18 protein-coding genes are annotated in these 18,227 nt (G+C 74.3%); 8 read left to right on the top strand and 10 right to left on the bottom strand.

The window, feature by feature from the left end:
• Nucleotides 1–24 precede the first annotated feature (24 nt).
• A complete protein-coding gene (locus tag Mco01_RS12620; protein WP_204057076.1) occupies nt 25–1,941 on the bottom strand; it encodes an HsdM family class I SAM-dependent methyltransferase in 1,917 nt (638 codons plus the stop codon).
• Between the two features lie 58 nt (nt 1,942–1,999).
• On the opposite strand from Mco01_RS12620, the gene Mco01_RS12615 reads away from it, so the two are divergent.
• Nucleotides 2,000–2,728, top strand: a complete 729-nt coding sequence (locus Mco01_RS12615) for a PP2C family protein-serine/threonine phosphatase (protein WP_204057075.1) — start codon at nt 2,000–2,002, stop codon at nt 2,726–2,728.
• 62 nt (nt 2,729–2,790) lie between these two features.
• On the opposite strand, the gene Mco01_RS12610 is transcribed toward Mco01_RS12615, so the two are convergent.
• Nucleotides 2,791–3,354, bottom strand: coding sequence for a CGNR zinc finger domain-containing protein (locus Mco01_RS12610; RefSeq protein ID WP_204057074.1), 564 nt, complete (start codon nt 3,352–3,354; stop codon nt 2,791–2,793).
• A gap of 70 nt (nt 3,355–3,424) precedes the next feature.
• Here Mco01_RS12610 and Mco01_RS12605 point away from each other — a divergent pair, with 70 nt between their 5' ends.
• From Mco01_RS12605 to Mco01_RS12595, 3 genes are read left to right on the top strand one after another with little or no spacing between them, the layout of a single operon-like run.
• Nucleotides 3,425–4,198, top strand: a complete 774-nt coding sequence (locus Mco01_RS12605) for a class I SAM-dependent methyltransferase (protein ID WP_204057073.1) — start codon at nt 3,425–3,427, stop codon at nt 4,196–4,198.
• A gap of 41 nt (nt 4,199–4,239) precedes the next feature.
• The gene (locus Mco01_RS12600) at nt 4,240–5,337 is read left to right on the top strand and encodes an acetate/propionate family kinase (protein WP_204057072.1); all 1,098 of its coding nucleotides are present in this window, start codon (nt 4,240–4,242) and stop codon (nt 5,335–5,337) included.
• Between the two features lie 32 nt (nt 5,338–5,369).
• On the top strand, nt 5,370–6,149 hold the full coding sequence (locus Mco01_RS12595; RefSeq protein ID WP_204057071.1) for a PhzF family phenazine biosynthesis protein: 780 nt from the start codon (nt 5,370–5,372) through the stop codon (nt 6,147–6,149).
• A 109-nt stretch (nt 6,150–6,258) separates the two neighbouring features.
• Here Mco01_RS12595 and Mco01_RS12590 read toward each other — a convergent pair whose 3' ends face one another.
• Nucleotides 6,259–7,275, bottom strand: coding sequence for a carboxymuconolactone decarboxylase family protein (locus Mco01_RS12590; RefSeq protein ID WP_204057070.1), 1,017 nt, complete (start codon nt 7,273–7,275; stop codon nt 6,259–6,261).
• Nucleotides 7,276–7,466: 191 nt separating this feature from the next.
• Here Mco01_RS12590 and Mco01_RS12585 point away from each other — a divergent pair, with 191 nt between their 5' ends.
• Together Mco01_RS12585 and Mco01_RS12580 are read left to right on the top strand one after the other, a co-directional pair.
• The gene (locus Mco01_RS12585) at nt 7,467–8,777 is read left to right on the top strand and encodes a sensor histidine kinase (protein WP_204057069.1); all 1,311 of its coding nucleotides are present in this window, start codon (nt 7,467–7,469) and stop codon (nt 8,775–8,777) included.
• Nucleotides 8,774–9,442, top strand: coding sequence for a response regulator (locus tag Mco01_RS12580; protein ID WP_204057068.1), 669 nt, complete (start codon nt 8,774–8,776; stop codon nt 9,440–9,442). Before Mco01_RS12585 ends, Mco01_RS12580 begins: the two co-directional genes overlap by 4 nt.
• A 58-nt stretch (nt 9,443–9,500) precedes the next feature.
• On the opposite strand, the gene Mco01_RS12575 is transcribed toward Mco01_RS12580, so the two are convergent.
• The 3 genes from Mco01_RS12575 to Mco01_RS12565 form a co-directional block, all read right to left on the bottom strand.
• Nucleotides 9,501–10,679: a glycosyltransferase family 4 protein gene (locus tag Mco01_RS12575; RefSeq protein ID WP_204057067.1), complete on the bottom strand. Its 1,179-nt coding sequence runs from the start codon at nt 10,677–10,679 to the stop codon at nt 9,501–9,503.
• A complete protein-coding gene (locus Mco01_RS12570) occupies nt 10,676–11,491 on the bottom strand; it encodes a sulfotransferase family protein (RefSeq protein WP_239103562.1) in 816 nt (271 codons plus the stop codon). Before Mco01_RS12570 ends, Mco01_RS12575 begins: the two co-directional genes overlap by 4 nt.
• A gap of 150 nt (nt 11,492–11,641) precedes the next feature.
• Complete coding sequence (locus tag Mco01_RS12565; protein WP_239103561.1) at nt 11,642–11,788, bottom strand: TetR/AcrR family transcriptional regulator C-terminal domain-containing protein; 147 nt, start codon at nt 11,786–11,788, stop codon at nt 11,642–11,644.
• Nucleotides 11,789–11,882: 94 nt separating this feature from the next.
• Between Mco01_RS12565 and Mco01_RS12560 the strand changes: the two genes are divergently transcribed.
• Both Mco01_RS12560 and Mco01_RS12555 read left to right on the top strand, forming a co-directional pair.
• On the top strand, nt 11,883–12,662 hold the full coding sequence (locus Mco01_RS12560) for a glucose 1-dehydrogenase (RefSeq protein ID WP_204057164.1): 780 nt from the start codon (nt 11,883–11,885) through the stop codon (nt 12,660–12,662).
• 922 nt (nt 12,663–13,584) lie between these two features.
• Nucleotides 13,585–14,037: a DoxX family protein gene (locus tag Mco01_RS12555; RefSeq protein WP_204057065.1), complete on the top strand. Its 453-nt coding sequence runs from the start codon at nt 13,585–13,587 to the stop codon at nt 14,035–14,037.
• A 57-nt stretch (nt 14,038–14,094) separates the two neighbouring features.
• Here the strand turns inward: Mco01_RS12555 and atzF are convergent, their stop codons facing one another.
• Genes atzF through Mco01_RS12535 form a run of 4 tightly spaced genes read right to left on the bottom strand, consistent with a single transcriptional unit; the run spans nt 14,095 to nt 18,224 of the window.
• Nucleotides 14,095–15,840 (bottom strand): allophanate hydrolase, encoded by a 1,746-nt coding sequence (gene atzF / locus Mco01_RS12550; protein ID WP_204057064.1) that lies wholly within the window; start codon nt 15,838–15,840, stop codon nt 14,095–14,097.
• Nucleotides 15,830–16,531 (bottom strand): biuret amidohydrolase, encoded by a 702-nt coding sequence (gene biuH / locus Mco01_RS12545; RefSeq protein WP_036327590.1) that lies wholly within the window; start codon nt 16,529–16,531, stop codon nt 15,830–15,832. Before biuH ends, atzF begins: the two co-directional genes overlap by 11 nt.
• Nucleotides 16,528–17,091, bottom strand: coding sequence for an isochorismatase family protein (locus Mco01_RS12540; RefSeq protein ID WP_204057063.1), 564 nt, complete (start codon nt 17,089–17,091; stop codon nt 16,528–16,530). Before Mco01_RS12540 ends, biuH begins: the two co-directional genes overlap by 4 nt.
• Nucleotides 17,088–18,224 carry a BMP family ABC transporter substrate-binding protein gene (locus Mco01_RS12535; protein ID WP_204057062.1) on the bottom strand — a complete coding sequence of 379 codons (1,137 nt, stop codon included), beginning with the start codon at nt 18,222–18,224 and terminating at the stop codon, nt 17,088–17,090. The genes Mco01_RS12540 and Mco01_RS12535 overlap by 4 nt, the downstream gene beginning before the upstream one ends.
• Nucleotides 18,225–18,227 lie beyond the last annotated feature (3 nt).

Here is an 18,227-nt window from a genome sequence, read left to right as displayed (position 1 = left end):
CCTTCCGGGGAAAAAGTTACACCTTCATCCACGAGGGCGAAGACGTCCGTCGATCAGTCCTTCGACGCCGACCCGGGCGAGCTCCTCGCCCGCGGCGGAGGCCTCGCGCAGCCCGTCCTCCAGCGCGAGCAGCCGCCGGAAGGCCGCGCCGTACGCGCGCTGGGCGGGCAGGGGAAGGCGCGGCACGCGGACCCGGCGGACGTCCACCCGGCTCGACCCGAGGTGGGGCCGGCCCCCGCCGAGGGCGAAGCGGAGGAACCCGGCCAGGAAGTCGGGGTCGAGGTGGCCGGGGTCGGCCCGGAACAGGCTGAGCTGCGGGCCGAGCACCGCCCCCTCCGCCCGGACGACCCGCGCGGCGACCGCGGACGCCACCACGTCTCCGGGGCGCACGGTCACCTGGCCGCCCGCGCCGGTCGCGCGGCCGGTGGGCGGGCCGCCGGACAGCAGGTCGTCGGCCGTGAGGACGGGCACGCCCGCCTCGTCCGCCGCGTCCTCCTCGGGGAGCGCGCGCAGCGTCGAGTGGCTGACGGCGAGCAGGCCCGCCTTGGCCAGTTCGGCGATCGTGGTGACCGGCGCGTCCCAGTCCGCCGCGCCCTCGGCGAGCACCTCCAGGTCGGGCGGCGCCGCGGCCAGCGCCGCGGACGCCTCCCGGAACCGGTCGAGGGCCGCCGGGTAGCCGCGGGCGTCGCTGCGCGGCGACAGGTGACGGGCCGGGCTGACGTCCACCTCGTCGTCGAGGACGTCGATGATGGGGACGGCCCGGCTCGCGGGCGGCTGCGGGGCGCCCGCCAGGTACGCCCGCCAGGCGGCCTCGGCGACCTCCGGCCCGCCGGACGCGTCGGTCACGAGGACGGCCGCGGGCCGCCGCTCCCCCGGCTCGGGACGCCGCAGCAGCCACAGGTCGGGCCCGCCGGACGGCAGCGTGACGACGGCCCGCAGCGCGCCGGCCCGCAGGAGGTTGGACCGGATGCGCCGGCCGGGCCGGCGGCTCGCGGCGGCGGCCGGCATCAGGATGGCGACCAGGCCGCCGGTCCGGACGTGCGCGAGGCAGTGCTGCACCCAGGCCAGCTCCGGCTCCCCCCGCGGCGGCGTGCCGTACTGCCAGCGGGGGTCGCCGACCAGTTCCTCGTGCCCCCAGGCGCGTTCGTTGAACGGCGGGTCGCACACGACCGCGTCGGCCTGCGTGCCGGGGAACCCGTCGTGCCGCAGGGCGTCCCCCGGCACGACGGCGGCGTCCCGGCCGCGCAGCAGCAGGCGCAGCGCGGCGAGGACGGCGGCCTCCTCCCCCGCGTCCTGTCCGAGCAGCCGGCCGCCCGGCGCGGCCAGGAGCAGGGTGCCGAGGCCGCACGCGGGGTCGAGGACGGACCCGGCCCCCTCGCAGGCGAGCCGCGTCATCAGCTCGGCGGCGTCGGCCCGGGTGAGGGACAGACGGCGGCTGTGAACCTCGACGTACCGCTCGCAGAGGAACTCGAACGTCTCGGCCTCCCCCTCACGGGCCGCCATCGTCGCGACGAGGCGGAGCAGGTCGGGGTCGGCCGGCTCGGCCGAGGTCTCGGGGAGGTCCCCGGTCGCCGCTGCCACCGCCTCCGGCAGCCGTGCGGCCAGGTCGGCGGTCCGGGACAGCCGCTCCCAGCCCTCGGGATCGCGGCGCAGGTAGAGCAGGAACGCCCCCACGCGGCCCAGCGCCTCGCCCAGGTGCAGGTCGCCGGCCGCGCCACGGAGCCGCTGCCACACCCGGTCCCCTAGGGAGACCTCGTACGACTTGCCGTTCCTGCGCAGCCACGCCTCGATCTCAGGCAGGGAGAAGAGCGGGCTGGAGGCGGTGCCGCCCACCGGCTGGGGGAAGTCCTCGTACCGGCGGCGCCAGTTGCTCACCGCCGCCCTGCCGACGTCGGCGAGCCGGGCGATGTCGCCCGCGTTCACTGTGGCGTCCTGGCTCATGGAGTCAGCGTAGCACCGATGCTTGTGAAGTCACTCAACCAATGGTTTACTCAAAAGCATGACGCACAACCGCATTCGCTACGCCGCCGGCTCCGATGTGGGGCGCGCTCGCGCCAAGAACGAGGACTCGCTGCACGCGGGAGAGCGCCTGCTCGCCATCGCCGACGGGATGGGCGGGCACGGCCACGGCGAGGTGGCGAGCGCCGCCGTCATCGCCGCGCTGGCGGCCTTGGAGGAGGGGCCGATGCCGGAGGACCCGGTGGCGGCCCTCGACACCGCGGTCCATCAGGCGGGGCAGAGGTTGAGCGACCTGGCCGAGCAGGATCCCTCGCTGGAGCGGATGGGCACCACCGTCACGGCGATGCTGTGGGACGGCTCGACCAGGTTCGCGGTGGCGCACGTCGGCGACTCGCGGGCGTACATGCTGCGGGACGGCGCCCTCTACCAGATCACCCGCGACCACACGCTGGTGCAGTCGCTCGTGGACGACGGCCGGATGAGCCCCGACCAGGCGGCCCGGCACCCCAACCGCTCGCTGCTGCTGCGCGCCCTGGAGACGAGCGGGTTCGCCGATCCCGACCTCTCGCTGCGCGACGCCCACCCCGGCGACCGCTACCTGCTGTGCTCGGACGGCCTGACCGCCGTCCTGGAGCCGGAGACCCTGCACCACGTGCTGAGCACGGTCGCCGAGCCGGAGGACGTCGTGCGGCGGCTCATCGACCTGGCCAACGAGGGCGGCGGCCCGGACAACATCAGCTGCGTCGTCGCCGACGTCGAGCCCGCCTGAGCGCTCCGCGCGAGCGCGACGGCGGGGCCGCCCTTCGTCCCGCCGCCCCCCGACCTGCGCGCCTAGGCGTTCCGGGCCCGGAAGGCGGCCGTCTTCACCCGGTTCTGGCAGGCGGTCGAGCAGAAGCGGCGGGTGCCGTTGCGCGAGGTGTCGACGTACACCCGGTCGCAGTGCGGCGCCGTGCACACGCCGAGACGGTCGTGCAGCTCGCCGCCGAGCACCACGGCGAGGCCGGTGGCGCAGCTCGCGGCGTAGTCGCCCGCGAGCGTGCCCCCGGTGCCGTGGTAGTGCAGGTGCCACGGCTCGCCGTCGTGCCGGTCGAGGTGCGGCCGGGCGTCGGTCTCGGCCAGCAGGCCGTTCACCAGGTGGGCGGCCGCGTCCACGTCGCCCCTGCCGGACGCCTCGAAGACCCCGCGCAGGGCCACCGCCACCTGGGCGAGCTCGCCCGCCTCCCCGGCCGTGACCCGCCGCGCCCGCCGGTCCCCGAGGGCTTGGGCGACGGCTTCCGGCAGCTCCTCGCCCTGGGGCGGCTCGTACGGCCGGCCCCGGGCCTCTCCGGGCGTCAAGGCGTTCACCAGATCGACGGCGATCGCCACGACCGCATCGTTGTGACTGTTGAAGTTCACTTGACCAGTTACACCCTCACTGCTTATGTTGTGACTGGCGAAAGCATATGTGACAGTTACAGGAGGCGTCATGCCGACGTACGACGTGGCCCGGGAATGGGTCGAGCGGTGGGACCGCCAGCAGGAGGGCTACCTGCCTGACCGGGAGGAGCGCTTCACCGCCCTGATCGACGCCGTGGAGGCCGGAGTGGGCCGGCCGGACCCCCTCGTGATCGACCTCGGCTGCGGCCCCGGCTCGCTGTCGGCCCGCCTGCTCGACCGGCTGCCCCGCGCGACCGTCGTCGCGGTCGACACCGACCCGCTGCTGCTCGCGCTGGGCCGGTCCGCGTACGGCCGTCTGGAGAACCTGCGCTTCGCCGACCTCGACCTGCGCGTGCCCGGGTGGAGCGACGCCCTCGGGCTCGACCGGCCGGCCGACGCCGCCGTGAGCACGACCGCGCTGCACTGGCTGCCCGAGCCCGAACTGCGGCGCGTGTACGGCGAGCTGGCGACCGTCCTGCGGCCCGGCGGCCTGTTCCTGAACGGCGACCACCTGATCTCCGGCGACGCGACGCCGACCCTGGCGAGGCTGGAGGTCGCCGTCCACGAGAGGGAGGAGCGGCGGCGGTTCGCGCAGGGCCGGCCGGAGGACTGGCGGCAGTGGTGGGACGCGGTCACCGCGGACCCCGCGCTCGCCGATCTGACGCGGGCGCGCGGCGGGAGGACGGCCGCCGCCGGGCACCACGGCTCGGAGTCGGGCCATCTGTCGACCCACGTCAACGCCCTCCGCGACGCCGGCTTCGGCGAGATCGGAACGCTCTGGCAGCGCGGTCACGACCGCCTGCTGTGCGCCGTCCGCCCCTGAAGCCGCGTTTGCGGCGGGATCTCCGGGGGACTCGGACGGCTATGACACCGGTCGTGCTCACGGTCAACGCGGGCTCGTCGAGCCTCCAGCTCCACCTGGTCAGGGACGGCCGCGTGCTGCGGACGGAGCACAGCGAGCGCAGCCCCGACCCGTCGGCCGCCGAGCGGACGGTGGCGGACTTCCTCGCCGAGGCCGGCGACGCCGAAGTGGCGATCGTCGGCCACCGCCTGGTCCACGGAGGCGACGCCGTGGTGAAGCCGACCGTGGCCGACGACGACGTGATCGAGGCCGTCCGCGGGTACGCCGACCTCGCCCCGCTGCACGTGCCGCCGGCCCTCGCGCTCGTCGAGGCGGCCCGGCGCGCGCTGCCGTCCGTCCCGCACGTCCTCTGCCCGGACACCGCGTTCCACGCGGGACTGCCCCGCGCCGCCGCCACCTACCCCGTCCCGGCGGAGTGGCGCCGCCGGTGGGGGCTGCGCAGGTACGGCTTCCACGGGCTCTCGTACGCCTGGGCCGCCGGGCGGGCGCGGGAGATGCTCGGCCGTCCCGCGGAGGACCTCCAGCTCGTCCTCACCCACCTCGGCGGCGGCTGCTCGGTCTGCGCCGTGCGGGAGGGCCGCAGCGTGGACACCTCGATGGGCTTCACCCCGCTCGAGGGCGTGCCGATGAGCAAGCGGTCGGGCAGCGTCGACCCCGGGATGCTGCTGTGGCTGCTGGCGGGCGGCCGCCTCACGCTCGACGAGCTCCGCGACGGCCTGGAGCACGCCTCGGGCCTGCTCGGGCTGTCGGACGGGCTGTCCGGCGACACGCGCGACCTGGTCGCGTCGAAGGAGGAGGCGGCGGCGCTGGCCCTGGAGGTGTTCGCGCACCGGGTGGCCCGGGAGGTGGCGGCCGCGGCCTCGAACCTCGACCGGCTCGACGCGCTGGTCTTCACCGGCGAGATCGGCTGGGACCAGCCCGAGGTGCGCGACGACGTGTGCCGCCGCCTCGCCGTGCTGGGCGTCGAGCCGCCCGCGCGGTGGGACGTGGACGAGGACGCCGTGGTGAGTCCCCCGGACGCCCGCGTGCCGGTCCTGGTGGTCCGTCCACGCGAGGAGCTCCAGGTCGCGCGGGACGCCCTGACCCTGCTGCCCCGCTGACCGTCCCACCGGCCGCCGTACAATCCCGGGACATGCGCGTCTTCACCGTCGACTCCTTCACCGACAAACCCTTCAGAGGCAACCCGGCCGGCGTCTGCCTGCTGGACGATCCCGTGCCCGACGAGTGGATGCAGGCGGTCGCGGCCGAGATGCGGCACTCGGAGACCGCCTTCGTGACGGACGGCGGCCAGGGGCCGTACGGGCTGCGCTGGTTCACCCCCGCCGTCGAGGTGGCGCTGTGCGGGCACGCGACGCTGGCCACCGCGCACGTGCTGTACTCCCTCGGCGCCCGGGGCCGGCTGGAGTTCGCGACGAAGAGCGGCGTCCTCGCCACCGAGCAGGCCGGCGACGACCTGATCGCGATGGACTTCCCGGCCGCGCCGCCCGAGAAGACCGAGGCTCCGGACGGCCTGGCGGAGGCCCTCGGGGTCACACCCGTGTGGGTGGGCCGCAGCCGGTTCGACGTCCTCGCCGAGGTCGAGTCGGCCGATGTGGTGCGCGGGCTGCGGCCGGACGTCGAGCGGCTCACCGCGGTCGACGCCCGAGGCGTGATCGTCACCGCCCCGGGTGACGGATCCGCCGACTTCGTGTCCCGCTTCTTCGCCCCGCGTGTGGGCGTTCCCGAGGATCCGGTGACGGGATCGGCCCACTGCGTGCTGTCGCCGTACTGGTCGGGACGGCTCGGCCGGGACGCGCTCGTCGGCGCGCAGGTCTCCGAGCGCGGTGGCACGGTGCGCACCACGCTGCGCGGCGACCGGGTCGAGCTGGCCGGCCACGCCGTGACCGTCTGGTCCGGCGAGCTGCAGGTCTGAGCGGCGCGGCCCGCCGCGTGGTCGTCGTCCTGCCGCCACCTCAGGCGGGGACGGTGTCCGTCGTCGCGCCGCGTCAGACGGGAACGGCGGGCGTCGTCGTCGCCCCGCCTCAGGCGGGAACGGTGGGGGCGAGCGCGGCCTCGATGCGGTCGACGGCCGTGACGGCCCCGAACGCCAGCAGCCGCACGAGGTCCGCGTCGTCCCCCCTCGCCGCGTCCCGCCAGGCGGCCACGTCCGCGTCGGTGATCCGATATGGCGCGAGGGCGGCCAGCAGGGCGAGCCGCGCGGCCGGCCGGTCCGCGGGCGGCAGCGCGTCGGGCGGCGCGGCCGGCCGGCCCAGCGGCGGGTGCCCGCCGTCCCACCGGGCGACCTCCCCGGCGACGTGCCACATGGCCTCCTCCCCCAGCGGCACCTCGTCCGACAGGGCCACCCCGCGCAGGGCGGCGAACGCGCGGCCGATCGGGGTGCCCTCGGCCCACCCCGGCTCGGGCCCTGTGGGCAGCCCCTCCAGCAGCGGGAGCGCGTCACCCGCGACGGCCCCGCGTCGTACGGCCCGGGACATGGCGCGGCCGCCGACCCTGCGCACGAGCCGTGACCGCTGCAGGCCGCCCGGAAGGAAGTCGTCGGTCAGCAGGGCCGACACCATGCGGTTGACGAAGTGGAACGCCAGCGCCGTCCCGACGTACTCGGCGGCCCCGCCGGGCGGGAACGGCGCGGGCGCGGCCGGCCCCGCGACCGCCCCGCTGGTGGCCTGGGCCCAGGCGAGGAGCCGGGCGTGCTCCGGCGAGCCGGGCGTCTCCCCGCGGGCGATCGTCTCCGCGAGCCCGTGGTCGCCAGTGGCGTGCAGGAGCACGGTGTGCGCGTCGACGCAGAACGGGCACCTGTTGGCCAGGGACACCCCTGTCGCCACCACCTCCTTCCCGGTGCGGGAGGCCGTCCCGGCGAGCAGCGACTCCCGCAGCGCCGCCCAGGCGGCCACGAGCACGTCGGGTGCCGGGGACAGCGTCATGAACAGCGGCATCCGGGCCAGTCCGAAATCGCGGGCCATCTGCCCGTAGACCTCGGCGACCGGCCCGGACGCCGCCTCCCGGGTCACCGGGACGACGTATCGGAAGGGCGTCGGCATGGGTTCTCCTTCGGTGTCGTGTGCTCGGCGTCGATGCTCGCCGCCCGGCGCCGCCGTGTCGTCGTACGGGCGGAGGCGGCCGCCGCTGCTCTCCCCGCGGGCGGCGGGCCGGGCGTACTCCCCCGGGAGTACAGCCGGAGCGGTCTCCCTGGAGGAGGTGGCGGGCGGGCGGTCCGGGCTACCCTGCCGGTATGGACGCTGATCGCGGGTGGCGCGGATACCTCCCCGACGCGGCGCTCGCGGCCGCGGTGGGCGGCGCGCTACTGGGCGGCATCGTGCTGGCGCCGGTCGGGGCGGCCCCGGGGCCGCTGGAGTACCTCGCGCTGCTGGCCGGGACCCTCGCCGTGGTCGCCTGGCGGCGGGCCCCGCTGCCCGCCCTGGCGGTGGCCACGGCCTGCATGCTGGCGTTCTCGGCCCGGGTGCACCCCGAGACGTCGGCCGCGTTCCCGGTGCTCATCACCGCGTACTCCGTCGCCAGGGACGGCCGTCGGATCGCGGCGGCGGGCGCGAGCGCCCTGTTCCTGGGCGGCACGCTGCTGGCCGACCTGTCGGCCGCGGGGACGGGTGACCCGCGGGCGGTGGTCCAGCGCGCCGTGCTGCTGGTCGGCTGGTTCGTCGCCGCCAACGTGGGCGGCGTCGTCTCCCGGCAGCGGCAGGCGTACCTGCGGCAGGCCGAGGAGCGCGCCGCCGAGGCCGAGCGGACGCGCGAGGAGGCGGCGCTGCGGCGGGCGGGCGAGGAGCGGCTGCGGATCGCCCGCGAGCTGCACGACTCCCTCACCCACAGCATCTCGATCATCAAGGTGCAGGCCGGGGTGGCGGTCCACCTGGCCCGCAAACGCGGCGAGGACGTGCCGCCCGCGCTGCTCGCGATCCAGGAGGCGAGCGGCGACGCGATGCGCGAGCTGAGGGCGACGCTGGAGGTGCTGCGCGACCCGGGCGAGGAGGCGGCCAACGGCGTCGGCCGGATCGGCGAGCTGGCCGACCGGGCGCGGGCCGCGGGCGTGCCCGTCTCCCTGGACGTCTCCGGCGACCGGCGGGAGCTCCCGGGCGAGGTCGACCGGACGGCCTACCGGATCGTCCAGGAGGCGCTCACCAACGTGGCCAGGCACGCGGGACCCGCCGCCTCGGCCGCGGTCGGGGTCGAGTACGGGCCCGACGTGCTGACCGTGCGGGTGCACGACGACGGGCGGGCGGCCCCGGACGGCCCGCCGGTCCCCGGGGTGGGGCTGACCGGCATGCGCGAACGGGTCGCCGCGCTGGGCGGCCGCCTGTCCGCCGGGCCGCGCCCCGGCGGCGGCTTCTCCGTCGAGGCCGAGCTCCCCCTGTCACCGGCGCCGGGCCTCGCGACCGCCACCGCGCACCCCGCGGCGGAGGCCACGGCAGCCGGCACGGCCGCCACCGCGCACCCCGTGGCGGCCCCCGCCGCGCACCCCGGGCACTCCGCGCCCGCCACGCTGGGCGCACACCCCGCGCCCGCCACGCTCGGCGGGGAGGCGGGGTGATCCGCGTTCTGCTGGTCGACGACCAGACGCTCATCCGGGCCGGGTTCCGGGCGCTGCTCGACGCCGAGGAGGACATCGAGGTGGTCGGCGACGCCGGCGACGGACGCCAGGGGGTGGCGCTGGCCGGGCGGCACGTGCCGGACGTCGCCCTCGTCGACGTGCAGATGCCGGTGATGGACGGCATCGAGGCCACCCGCCAGATCGCGGCCGACCCGCGGCTGGCCGGCGTCCGCGTGGTGATCCTGACGAACTACGGGCTGGACGAGTACGTGTTCGCGGCGCTGCGGGCGGGCGCGAGCGGGTTCCTGCTCAAGGACACCGAGCCGGCCGAGCTGATCCAGGCGGTGCACGTCGCGGCCCGGGGCGACGCCCTGCTGTCGCCGGCGATCACCCGCAGGCTCATCAGCGAGTACGTCTCCAGGCCGCCGGACGCCGTCCCTGTCGAAGCGCTGGGCGCGCTCACCAACCGCGAACGGGAGGTGGTCGCCCTGGTCGCCCGCGGCCTCACCAACGACGAGATCGCGGCGCACATGGTGATCAGCCCGTTCACCGCGAAGACGCACGTCAGCAGGGCGATGACCAAGCTGGGCGCGCGGGACAGGGCCCAGCTCGTGGTCTTCGCCTACGAGTCGGGGCTGGTCGTGCCCCGCGACGCGCCCCGCTGACCCGCCCGGCGGCCGGCGAAGGCCGCCACCTCCGGGACGACGGCTCCGCGCGGCCGTCTCAGCTCGCGCTGCGGAAGCCGTCCCCGGCCGGCTTGCCGGTCAGGAGCTCGGCGAACAGCCGCTCCCATTGGGGCATCACGATCTCGGGGTCGTACTCGGCGGCCGTGACGGCGGCGGCCGAGCCCAGGCGCACCCGGGTCTCCCGCTCCGCCATCAGCCGGCCGAGGGCCTCCGCGAGCGCGTCGACGTCCTCGGGCGGCACGAGGAGGCCGTCGATCCCGTCGGTCAGCACGTCACCCGGGCCGGTCGGGCAGTCGAAGGCGGCGACCGGCAGGGCGTGCGCCATCGCCTCGATCATCACCATCGGCAGCCCCTCGAAGCGGGAGCTGAGGGCGTAGACGGACGCCCTGGCCAGCTCCTCGTGCAGGCGCGGGCTGCGTCCCATCAGCGCGATCCGGTCGCCGAGCCCCTGCCGGTCGGCGAGCGCGGTCAGCTCGTGCTTCTTCGGGCCGGTGCCGAAGATGCGCAGCCGCCACCCGGGATGGCGCCGCGCCGCCGCCGCGAACGCCGGGATCAGCAGGTCGAACCCCTTCTGCGCGACCAGCCGGCCGGCCGCGACCACGACCTTGTGCTCCTGCCGGGACGGGACGCGGCCGGCCCTGTCGACGGCGTTCGGGATGCGCACGACGGGGGTGTCCGGCAGCAGGCGCTGGTAGTCCCGGCGATCCGTCCCGGTCAGCACGGAGACCGCGTCGAACGCGCCGTAGTGCCGCACGATCTCGCGGCGCAGCGTCTCCGGGTACGCGTTGAGGTTCATGTGCTCCTGGGCCACCCGCACCACACCGGAGGGAGCCCGGCGGGCGGAGATCAGGTTCAGGGCGGGGCGCGTGGTGACGAGGATCCCCTCGTCGAGCGAGGAGACGTAGTCGATGGCCGCCTTCTCCACCCGCTCGGTGAAGTAGGCGGCCGCGAACTCGCCGTACGGGACGATCTTGCCGCGCACCCGGCGCCACACCTTGCGGCCGAGGGAGTCGGTCAGGACGCCCTCCCGCTGGTCGACGAGGGTGGACAGGGCCACCGAGCGGTCGAGCCGGAACTGCGGGCGGTCCCGCCTGCGGATCACGCTCACGATCTCCACGTCGTGGCCGAGCGCGGCCATCGCGTTCGCCTGGCTGACCACGGTGCGGATGGTGCCGCCCATGCCGTACGCGTGGAGCAGCATGTAGCGGATCCTCACGAGCCCTCGCCTCCGGACAGGTAGCCCCAGCTGCGGCACATGGGCTTCAGGATGTCGGGTATCCCGCCGGGGTCGGGCAGGTCACGGCCGGGCTGCACGCTGCCGGACCGGATCTTGTCCTTCCAGTCGCCGAGGCCCTTCTGCAGCACGCCCTGGTCGCCGTACCGCAGCATGCCGGGCTCAAAGGCGACGCCGAGGAAGTCGCAGATCGAGCGGACCGTCTTCTCGGGCTCCGCCGTCAGGTCCTCGTACCGGACGGTGAGACCGGTCAGCGCCTTGCGCGCCCGCTGCACCGCCTTCATGTACCGCAGCGCGTCGGCCGCGGCGTCCTCACGGGTGCGCCGCTCCCCGCCGGCCTCGTACCAGGAGGCGGCGATCGAGGCGGGGTGCCGCAGCAGGAAGACGTACCGCGCGTCCGGCCAGCAGGCGGCGATCCGCGCGTACGCGAAGGCGTTGGCGGGGGTCTTGTCGACGATGGTCCGCTTGCCGCTGCGCACGAGCTCCCGGTGGAGGACCCGGTCCCACAGCAGGTGTTCCAGGTCGGCCCGGTTGTGGCCGAGCGCCGTCATCGCCTTCTCGGCCAGAGGGGTGCCGTACCCTACGGTCAGGCGGCGGACGTGCAGCTCGTGCGGGGCGTGCAGCTCGGAGTGGGCGTTGAGGACGGCCCGCAGCAGCGTGGAGCCCGACCGCACCGGGGACATGACGAACACGGGAGCCACCAGCAGCCGGTCGGCCCGCGGGTCGGCCGGAGGGCGGACCAGGTTCTCGTCGGCAGGACCGGAGAACGAAACGGGATTACGCCCTTTCTCCACCCGTTTTACCTGGATACCCGCATACCTGCTCAGTGCGCCGTTCATCCTCCGCTGCCAGGTCATGCCGCTTCACGCTACGCCCGCTTCCAGGGAAAAGCCTGGGAACGCCGGTCCGTGCGGCCCGCCTCGACGGGCGCGTCGTCGCCTGCTTCAGCCCCGGGGACATGGAGGCCGAGCCGAGGCGTACCGGGCGGCGATGGTGCGGACGGCCTCGTCGACTACCTGAGCGACGCGTTCGGCGCTCACCTCCCAGCCCGGCACCAGGAGTGTCGGCCAGAAGACGTAGTTGGAGATCATGCCCAGGAACTGGGTGGCTGCGAGGTCCACGCCGTCGGCCGGCCGTTCATCGCCGATGATCCCGGTCAGTCACCACGTACCGAAGGACCATTCGATGAACCGCTTCGACAACCAGACCGTGCTCGTGACCGGTGGGACCGGTGGCCAGGGATCGAGCCACGTACGCGCCTTTCACGCGGAGGGAGCGAACGTGGTGATCGGCAACATCGACACCGAACGCGGCGCCGCTCTCGCCGACGAGCTAGGGACCCGCGCTCACTTCACCCGCCTCGACGTCACCGACGAGAGTTCGTGGTCCGCCGCTGTGCTGGCCGCCGAGAGCGCCTTCGGCGCCCTGAACGTGCTCGTCAACAACGCGGGCGTCCAGAACCCGCCGGCGCCGATTGAGAACACGGACCAAGCCACGTGGTCACGCATCCTCGACATCAACCTCACAGGGACCTTCCTCGGCATCAAGGTCGCCGCCCCCGCTCTGCGCCGCGCAACAGGGGGAGCCATCGTCAACATCGCCTCGACGATGGGCCTGGGCGGCACGGCGCACTACGCGCCGTACGTCGCCAGCAAGTGGGCCGTGCGAGGCCTTACCCGAATGGCCGCGCTCGAGCTCGGCCGGGACCACATCCGCGTGAACACCATCCACCCCGGCGTGATCGCGACCCCCTTCATCCAAGAACCAGCAGCCGGCGCCACCGCGGCGATCGCCGACTTCTACTCACCCGAGCCGTTCGCCATCCCACGACTTGGAGAGCCGACCGACGTCACCCGGCTTCTCCTGTTCCTCACGTCTTCAGACGCGTCGTTCATCACGGGGTCGGAGTACGTCATCGACGGTGGACTCCTCCTCGGACCCGCCCTACAGACCGAGACCGCATGAACAGTCCAGACACGACTGGATGGAACGACTCCGCACGTGACGCGTGTTTGTCGCACCTGCCCGATCACATCCGGCGAGCCATCGAGATCACACCCGCCGCATGCTCGAAGACTGGGCTGACAGTCGGCTGATGCGCATCAGCTTCCGCCATCAGCCGTGATCGCGGATCCCTAGACAGGCCGCGACTACACCCTGGTCTGTGAAGAGCCACTTTTCGTCAGCGGGCGCGTCTACTACGACCAGCTCTTCGTGTACCGCCGGCTCGGGTACGGCGTCGTCCGCCCCTGATTTCCCTCCTCGGACGCCCGGCCGGTCGAGCCGACAGGAAACTTTCACCGAGCATTTAGTCGCGAACGGCGGCACGCACGCCCTCGCCGGGGTAGAAGCACCAGGTAAAGATGGACAGAACACATCGCTGCCGGTGTTACGCGGTCAATACGTGCGAACGGCTTACCGGGTGACTTGACTAGGGGTACCCCTGTGCGCATTCTGGGGTGGGCGCCGCCGGACCCCTATTCGCCGCCGAATACGTCCGCGCGGACCCGCGGTCCATGGACGAGGCTCGGCACGACAGCGACGACGCTGCCCATCGGTGCTGCAGCACGGTTCGGAGGGACGCCTGCCGCGTCCGCCCGGCCGCGACGGCGAAAGCCGCGCGGGCCGGGACGACGGACCGCGGGACGACGGGAAAAGCGATGGTTTTACACCGGCCTTACTGAGATGCCGAAGAATCCTTCGGAAATGGCCTGAAACGGCGGAACGCCGCGATCGATCCGGCGCTTCTCACGCCCTCCCATCCTTATCTCCGCACGTCCGGCCACGCTTTCCGGCGACGGCGCCGATCGCGCGGCCACACCGTTTCGCGCATGCTCCGCTTCGCGCGGGCACCCCGCCACATCTGAAAGACCACGAGGTGAAAGACATGAAATTCGACCACATCAGCGGGCCGGTGCTGTCGCTGTTCAGAATGGTGACCGGCCTGCTGTTCCTGTGCCACGGGGTGTCGTCGGTGTTCGGCGTCCTGGGCGGGAACCGCGGCACCGGCCACGCCATCCCGTTCGGCACCTGGCCCGGGTGGTGGGCCGCCCTGATCCAGGTGATCTTCGGCGCGCTCATCATGATCGGCCTGTTCTCGCGGATCGCCGCGCTCGTCTCCTCCGGCTCGATGGCGTACGCGTACTTCGTCGTGCACCAGCCGCAGGGCCTGCTGCCGCTGCTGAACGGCGGCGAGCTCGCGGTGCTGTTCTGCTGGTCGTTCTTCCTGGTGGCCGTGCTCGGCCCCGGGACCTGGGCGCTGGACGCCGTCCTCCACCGCAGCCGCGGGGAGGACGCGTATACGCCCGCGGCCGCCGAGCCCAACCTTCAGGGCACCTGAGCACCGCGGCCCCTCCCGGCCGCCGGCCGGGAGGGGCACCGCCGCGCCGGGGCGCCGTCACGCGTGCCGCGCCGCCAGGTAGGCGGGCCAGCTCGCGTACGCGGTGATGTCGCGGGCCGACGCGACCGCGTACGACTCGCAGAGGAAGCCGTGGACGCGGCGGCCGTCGGCGAGCTCCAGCGTGCCGAGCCCGAGCGGGGCGGGGATGGTGACGAGCAGCTCCCCCAGCGCGGCGGGGGCGAGCTCGTGCAGCTCGACCTCCACCGTTCCGCCGCCGGCCTCCCTGACCAGCCCCGGCCGGTCGCCGAGGTCGTACATCCGGTAGACCGGGGCCGTCCGCGTGAGCCCGGCGCACACGGCACCGAGCGCCGCCAGGTGCGGATGGAGCGGCTGGCCGGTGCGGTGCGCGCCCACGACCGCGAGCACGACCCGTCCGCCCGCCTCTGCTTCCGCCGTCCCGCTCACCGCGGGCGGCTCGTACGGCACCTCGGCGGGCCCGTCGAGCCTCTCGCCGGTGAATCCGGCCGCGAGACCGGCGAGGAGGCCGTCGGCGCCCGCCGGGGCGAGGAACGTCACCCCGTGGGGCCGCCCGGACGTGGTCAGGCCGCCCGGGACGGCGACGGCGGCGAGGTCGAGCAGGTTCGCGAAGGTCGTGTAGTGACCGAGGACCGAGTTGCGGCCGACGGGGTCCTCGGCCATCTCGGCCAGCGTGAAGGTGGTCGGCACGGTCGGCACCATCAGCGCGTCGATCTCCGCCCACACGGGTGCGACGGCCGCGCGCAGCTCCTGGAGCCGCCGCAGGCCCCGGAAGACGTCGACCCCGCTGACCCCCTCCCCCGTGCTCAGCACCTCACGGGTGACCGGATGCAGGTCGTGGGGGTGCCGCCGGACGAAGTCGCCCACACCGGCGAGCCGCTCGGCCACCCACGGCCCCTCGTACAGCAGGCTCCCCGCAGCGAGGAAGGGCGCCAGGTCGACGGGCACGGTCGTGTGCCCCAGCTGTTCGAGCCGCTCGACCACCCCGGCGAACGCCGCCTCCGCCGGCCCGTCCCCGTGGAACCCGGCCGCCCGGGGGACGCCGACCCGCCGCGGGCCGCTCCCGGGACGGCCGAGGGGCAGCGCCCGCGACCAGGGGTCGTCCGGGTGCGGCCCGGCGATCAGCCGCAGGACCGCCAGCGCGTCGCCGACCGAGGCCGCGAACACGCTGGCGCAGTCGAGCGAGGCGCAGGCCGGCAGGATGCCGAGGCTCGGGACCAGCCCGCGCGAGGGCTTCAGCCCGACCGTGCCGGTCAGCGCGGCCGGCACGCGGCCCGATCCCGCCGTGTCGGTCCCGATCGCGAACGGCACCAGACCGGCCGCCACCGCCACGGCCGACCCCGACGACGAGCCGCCGGAGATGAGCCCGGGGACCAGCGGCGACTCGCACGCCCCGTACGGGCTGCGCGAGCCGGACAGCCCGGTGGCGAACTGGTCGAGGTTCGTCTTCCCGACGAGCAGCGCCCCGGCCGCGAGCAGGCGCTCCACCAGCGGCGCGGTCCGGCCGGGCCGGTAGGCGAACGCCGGGCAGGCGGCCGTGGTCGGCATGCCGGCGACGTCGATGTTGTCCTTGACCGCGAACGGCACGCCGTACAGCGGCAGCGCGGGGTCGAGCCGGGCGAGGTCGGCCTGGACGTCGGCCTCCTGCCGCAGCGTGATCCAGACGCCGTCGTCCCCCCGCTCCTTGATCCTCCGGTACGTCTCCGCCACCACGTCGGACGGCCTGAGGGCGCCGGTGCGGTAGCCGCCATGCAGGTCAGCGAACACCGGCACCGGCTCCGAGGGCGGACAGCAGGGCGCTCGACGGGGCGACCGCGCCGAACACGCCGCCCTGCATGGTCACCATCTTCAGCGCCGCCTCGTAGTTGCCCTTGTCGGTGGCGCCCGTGCAGTCGGACAGCAGCAGGCACTCGTACCCGCGGTCGTTGGCCTCGCGCATCGTGGTGTGCACGCAGACGTCGGTGGTGATCCCGGTCAGCAGCAGGTGGGTGACGCCGCGGGTGCGCAGCAGCAGGTCGAGGTCGGTGGCGTAGAACGCCCCCTTGCCCGGCTTGTCGACGACGAGCTCGCCCTCGACGGGCGCCACCTCGGGCACGATCTCCCATCCCGGCTCGCCCCGCACCAGGATGCGGCCGCAGGGGCCGGCCGTGCCGATCCCGGCGCCGATCCGGGCCGAGCGCCACAGCTTGTTGGGCGGGCAGTCGGCCAGGTCGGGCCGGTGGCCCTCCCGGGTGTGCACGACGAGCACGCCCGCCTCCCGGCAGGCCCGCAGCACCCGCGCCGTCGGCTCCAGGCCCGCCCGGGTGAGGGACAGGTCGTAGCCCATCATGTCCACGTACCCGCCGGGGCCGCAGAAGTCGACCTGCCAGTCCACGCAGATCAGGGCCGTGGTCGCGGGGTCGAGCCCGCCGTCGTACGGCCAGGGGTACGGCTCCGCTTCGATAACCGGAAATCTCATGACAACTCCCTAAGCAGGGCGGTACTCGAGCCGACCGCGCCGAAGATCCCGCCGGACATCTCGATCATGGACAGCGCGGCCCGGCCGAGGGACGCGTCCGCGACGGCGCAGGCGTCGGACAGCAGCAGGCACTCGTACCCACGGTCGTTGGCCGAGCGCATGGTGGAGTGCACCCCCAGTTCGAGGCAGCAGCCGGACAGCAGGAGCAGGTCGCGGCCGGCCGCCCGCAGCAGCTCGTCGAGCGGGCAGCCGTGGAACCCGTCCCAGCCGGCCGCGCGGGCCTCCAGGTCCGCGGCGTCCCCGCCGTCCTCCACTGCCGGGGGATCGCCGAAGGGAGCCGCCGCGGCGAGGCCGGCGGACGGGCGGAGCGGGGGCCGGACCCGCACCCGCACCACGAGGCCGCCCGCCTTCCGCACGGCCCCGGCGACCTGCCCGGCCACCTCGCCCGCGGCGGCCGCGGACGGTCCCCCGGGCGGTGACGGGCAGGTCACGGCCAGTATCGCCAGCCGCCGGGGGTCCAGCGACCCGTGCCAGGGCCAGGGATAGGGCGTGGAGATCATGACTTCGGCAGGCTTCCGACGACGCCCTCCACGAAGTAGTCGATCTTCTCGATCGTCTCGTAGTCGGGGGTCGTGCCGTCCGGGATGCGCACCTTACCCTCCTGGTCGCGCACTGGCCCGGCGAACGGGGAACCGCTCTTCAGCGTGTCCTTGGCCGCCTCGATGAGCCGGCGGGTCTTGTCGTCCACCAGCGGCCCGTACGGCGACTGGACGAACGGGTTGTCGCCGGTCTTGTAGCCGACCCGGAAGTTGCCGTTGTACTTGGACCCGGTGAACGTGCCGCCGAGGGCCGTGCGGACGATGTCGGAGTAGAGCGGCCCCCAGTTCCACTGCGAGCCGGTGAGCCAGCCCTTGGGCGCGATGGCGGAGGCGTCCGCGTGGTAGCCGACCGTCATCGCGCCCGCCGCCTCGGTGGCCTTGATGACGGTGGCCGTGCAGTCCTGGTGCTGCGTGATGACGTCGACGCCCTGCTTGAGCAGGTTCGCCGCGGCCTCGGCCTGCTTGGCCGGGTCGCACCAGCTCGATGTGTTCACGGCGTACGTCTTCACGGACGGGTTCACCGACCGGGCGCCGAGCTCGAAGGCGTCGATGTTGTCGATCGTCTGGCTGATGGGGAAGGCGTAGACGTACCCGAGCTTGCCGGTCTTCGTCGCCCGGCCGGCCGCGATGCCCGCGAGATAGACGGGCTCGTAGACGGTGCCGAAGAACGTGCCGGCGTTCGGCGGGGCGCTTCCGGTGATGAGGTTGCCCTGCTGGACGACCACGACGTCGGGGTGCTCGGCGGCCACCTTGAGGGCGGCGTCGAGGTGGCCGTACGACGTGGCGAAGACGATCTTCGCGCCCTTGGCGATCATGCTGTTCATGACCCGCGCCGCGTTGTCGTCCTCGGGGACGTTCTCGGCGGTGATGACCTTGAGGTTCGGGAAGGCCTTGGCCACCTCCTGGCTGCCCTGGTAGGCGGCCTGGTTGTAGCCGTAGTCGTCCTTCGGGCCGACGAAGATGAAGCCGACGGCGGTCGAGCCCTTCCCGGGGACGACGGTCCCGCCCGAGGCGGGGGTGGCGGTGCCGGCGGTGTTGGCCGAGCAGGCGGTGGCCAGGACGGCGAGCGCCGCACCGGTGATGATCTTACGCATGGG

Origin of the sequence: Microbispora corallina (assembly GCF_016863035.1) — a bacterium.
Lineage (GTDB): Bacteria > Actinomycetota > Actinomycetes > Streptosporangiales > Streptosporangiaceae > Microbispora > Microbispora corallina.
Note: the sequence above shows the minus strand (reverse complement) of the source record. Positions and strands in the feature narration are given on the sequence as shown.

Excerpts from the sequence above, each read along its gene's own strand:
- Mco01_RS12620 (WP_204057076.1), bottom strand. The coding sequence starts at position 1,941 with ATGAGCCAGGACGCCACAGTGAACGCGGGCGACATCGCCCGGCTCGCC.
- Mco01_RS12615 (WP_204057075.1), top strand. The coding sequence starts at position 2,000 with ATGACGCACAACCGCATTCGCTACGCCGCCGGCTCCGATGTGGGGCGC.
- Mco01_RS12605 (WP_204057073.1), top strand. The coding sequence starts at position 3,425 with ATGCCGACGTACGACGTGGCCCGGGAATGGGTCGAGCGGTGGGACCGC.
- Mco01_RS12600 (WP_204057072.1), top strand. The coding sequence starts at position 4,240 with ATGACACCGGTCGTGCTCACGGTCAACGCGGGCTCGTCGAGCCTCCAG.
- Mco01_RS12595 (WP_204057071.1), top strand. The coding sequence starts at position 5,370 with ATGCGCGTCTTCACCGTCGACTCCTTCACCGACAAACCCTTCAGAGGC.
- Mco01_RS12590 (WP_204057070.1), bottom strand. The coding sequence starts at position 7,275 with ATGCCGACGCCCTTCCGATACGTCGTCCCGGTGACCCGGGAGGCGGCG.
- Mco01_RS12585 (WP_204057069.1), top strand. The coding sequence starts at position 7,467 with ATGGACGCTGATCGCGGGTGGCGCGGATACCTCCCCGACGCGGCGCTC.
- Mco01_RS12565 (WP_239103561.1), bottom strand. The coding sequence starts at position 11,788 with ATGATCTCCAACTACGTCTTCTGGCCGACACTCCTGGTGCCGGGCTGG.
- Mco01_RS12560 (WP_204057164.1), top strand. The coding sequence starts at position 11,883 with ATGAACCGCTTCGACAACCAGACCGTGCTCGTGACCGGTGGGACCGGT.
- Mco01_RS12555 (WP_204057065.1), top strand. The coding sequence starts at position 13,585 with ATGAAATTCGACCACATCAGCGGGCCGGTGCTGTCGCTGTTCAGAATG.
- biuH (WP_036327590.1), bottom strand. The coding sequence starts at position 16,531 with ATGAGATTTCCGGTTATCGAAGCGGAGCCGTACCCCTGGCCGTACGAC.
- Mco01_RS12540 (WP_204057063.1), bottom strand. The coding sequence starts at position 17,091 with ATGATCTCCACGCCCTATCCCTGGCCCTGGCACGGGTCGCTGGACCCC.
- Mco01_RS12535 (WP_204057062.1), bottom strand. The coding sequence starts at position 18,224 with ATGCGTAAGATCATCACCGGTGCGGCGCTCGCCGTCCTGGCCACCGCC.